Below are 2669 nucleotides of genomic sequence, written 5' to 3'. Positions count from 1 at the left end.
GCGACACGAGTGTTGTTTTGATTGCCGCGTCGCCTCGATGGGCCGTTGTCAGGTTGAATACGCCGCCCAGGCAGAAAGGTCATGAGCAATCCTCAGTAACAGGTAAAATTGCGCCCTTTTTGGCCGCAGAAGGAGCCGATGCCCTCAAATTCCCCAGGCCGCCCGTCAATCAAAATTGCACTTCGGATTCGAACTCACGAATCCGTTATCGATCCGCAGCAGACGATATAACCCTCTTTCGAAAATATGATGCTTAAGAACTATAACCTAGCATGTGCCATCAATCATCACTCTATGATCAATCCTGGAGCCCCAGCGGTAGTATGCCAAGGCCGTTCGCTGACCTACGGCGAACTGGCCGAGCGTGCAGCCCGTCTTGCCGCCTGTCTGACCCACAGACTTGATTGGCAGCGCCTGGACGGGCAACCACCCTGCGTCGGGATTCTCGCTTCCCGTGGAATCGATGCTTGCGTTGCCTTGCTCGGCGCGTGCTGGGCAGGGGCGACCTACGTTCCGATCAGTCTGAAACAGCCGGAAGAGCGAATCTTGACCTTGCTCGCCCAATGCGGATTATCGGCAATCATTGCCGATGACGAGGGGGCAAAGCTGCTCAGCGAGCGCGTGCTCGCCGCCTGTCCGCAGGTCGTGATTCACGCCGGGCAAACATCGCTTACGCCGCGGGATGGCGCCGTAGAAATAATCGAGATGGCGACGCTTCCAACGGTGATTCCTGAGGAACCGGCGCCCATGGCGGCGCCTGACACGGCGTACATCATTTTCACCTCGGGAACGACCGGCATCCCGAAGGGCGTTATGATTTCTGCTTGTTCTGCACGCCACTACGTGGCGATGATCGCTGAGTGGCTTGAGTTGCGAGCCAGTGACCGAGCCTTGGAAACCTGCGAACTCAGCTTCGATTTCTCGGTGCACAACATGTTCGCAACTTGGGAAGCCGGAGCCGCCCTGTATATCCTGCCGGCCACTACGGTAATGAATGCCGTCAAATTTGCTCGAAATTCGGGGTTGACGGTGTGGAACTCGGTTCCCTCGCTGGCCGGGATGCTTCGCCAGATCAAGGCGCTCGCTCCAGAAAGCCTGGCCACTCTGCGCGTCACTGTTTTCGGCGGCGAACAGTTGCCTGCGAGTACCGTTACCGCTTGGCAGCACGCGGCACCAAACAGCAGCATCTTCAACCTTTATGGTCCGACCGAGGCAACGGTTTTCTGTTTGGCCCAGACGGTCGCCAACCCCCTGCCACTCACGCCGGGACGCGACGTTCTTGCGATCGGTACGCCGCTGCCCGGCAACGAGGCCAGGGTCGTCGACGAAAGCGGTCAGACCATGGCTGACGGCACTTCGGGCGAGCTGGTGATTGCCGGCAAGCAACTTGCCGACGGCTATCTCGGAGCCCACGAACTAACGGCCTCACGTTTTCCAACTCTGGATGGCAAGCGCTGGTACCGAACCGGCGATCTGGCCCTGCGTGACGCCACGGGTTGCTTTCATTGCTTGGGCCGGATCGACAACCAAGTCAAGGTGCTGGGCTACCGCGTTGAACTGGAAGAAATTGACGCTCATCTTCGCGTCGTCTCTGGCGCCGATGTTGTCGGTTCTGTCGCCTGGCCGCAGGCTGACGGGATGGCAAGCGGCATCGTCAGCTTTGTCGGTGCATCAACCGTCGATGCCGAGCAGGTTATCGACGCACTGAAGAAGCGGCTTCCGCCATATATGCTCCCCAGCCGAGTCATCGCCTTGGAAACAATGCCGCTCAGTTCGAGTGGCAAGGTTGACCGACGGGCATTGCGCCAATTGCTCGATGCCGCTGCGTGATGAACCCACCGGCACCCAAAGAGGCCGTGCTAACGCAGCATGGCGGAATCGATAACGCGTCGCACGGAAGCGGGCTACGCCGCTTCCTGGCCATCGATGAGCGCGAGAATTTCATAAAGTGGTCGCAAACGACTACCGGCCGATTGATTATCTACTTCACGGCAATTGTTGCCGTAGCCACCTACTTTCCCTGGTGGGAAACCACTTTGGTCGTCAGCGCAGCAATGGCGGCGTCCTATGCGCCGAAATTCCGCAATTCGATCTTGTTCACCGCGACCTGGTCGGCGGCATTCCTTGAAATGGGACTCGCCGAGAACTCCATCCTGAAAGATATCGGTGCCGTCATGCAGCAGGAGCATGTCACTCGCACGCCACCGATAGTAATGGCAACCGTGTTTCTGCTCTCCGTCATGATCGGTGCCTGCGGGGCCTTGATGAAGGTTCGCCAGAATCCGAAGTGCTTCCTGGCCCGCCGACCCATGATCACTCTGTTGGCGCTTGAAGCGCTTTTGTACGGACTGACAACCATTGACATCATGCAGGGGCTGCCTCGCGTCATGCTCTGGTCAATGATGATCGTGCTGTCACCCTACATTTGGTTTCTGCCCTATGCCATCGTCGACCACCGTTCTCAGCAAGCGGCCTCCCCGCTCATGCAATTGGCTGTGTTGCGCCCGTTCTGGAGCCCGACCTACCTGCCGTTCGGCAAGGGAGCCGCATTCCTGCGCAAGAAACTATCCAAGACACCGGAGGACTTGGCTATCACGCAGCTTAAGGCAATCAAACTACTCCTCTGGTCAAACGCACTGCTCGCGATGAAGTCGGGCATGAGTTGGGTA

General features: G+C 58.2%; 3 protein-coding genes. All 3 read left to right on the top strand.

Annotated elements, in window-relative coordinates; genetic code table 11:
- Positions 1-257: hypothetical protein (locus PROAA_RS18835; RefSeq protein ID WP_222102126.1), on the top strand; the 257-nt coding region annotated here is incomplete at its 5' end.
- A gap of 37 nt (positions 258-294) precedes the next feature.
- Positions 295-1830, top strand: coding sequence for an amino acid adenylation domain-containing protein (locus PROAA_RS05805; protein WP_186410435.1), 1536 nt, complete (start codon positions 295-297; stop codon positions 1828-1830).
- On the top strand, positions 1830-2669 hold an 840-nt coding region (locus tag PROAA_RS05800; RefSeq protein WP_222102125.1), incomplete at its 3' end, for a hypothetical protein. The genes PROAA_RS05805 and PROAA_RS05800, both read left to right, overlap by 1 nt.

Origin of the sequence: Candidatus Propionivibrio aalborgensis (assembly GCF_900089945.1) — a bacterium.
GTDB lineage: Bacteria > Pseudomonadota > Gammaproteobacteria > Burkholderiales > Rhodocyclaceae > Propionivibrio > Propionivibrio aalborgensis.
The sequence above is the reverse complement of the archived record's forward strand: the minus strand, read 5'-3'. Positions and strand labels throughout refer to the sequence as shown.

Bases quoted from the DNA above. Each gene is read 5' to 3' on its own strand.
- PROAA_RS05805 (WP_186410435.1), top strand. From the start codon at position 295: ATGATCAATCCTGGAGCCCCAGCGGTAGTATGCCAAGGCCGTTCGCTG.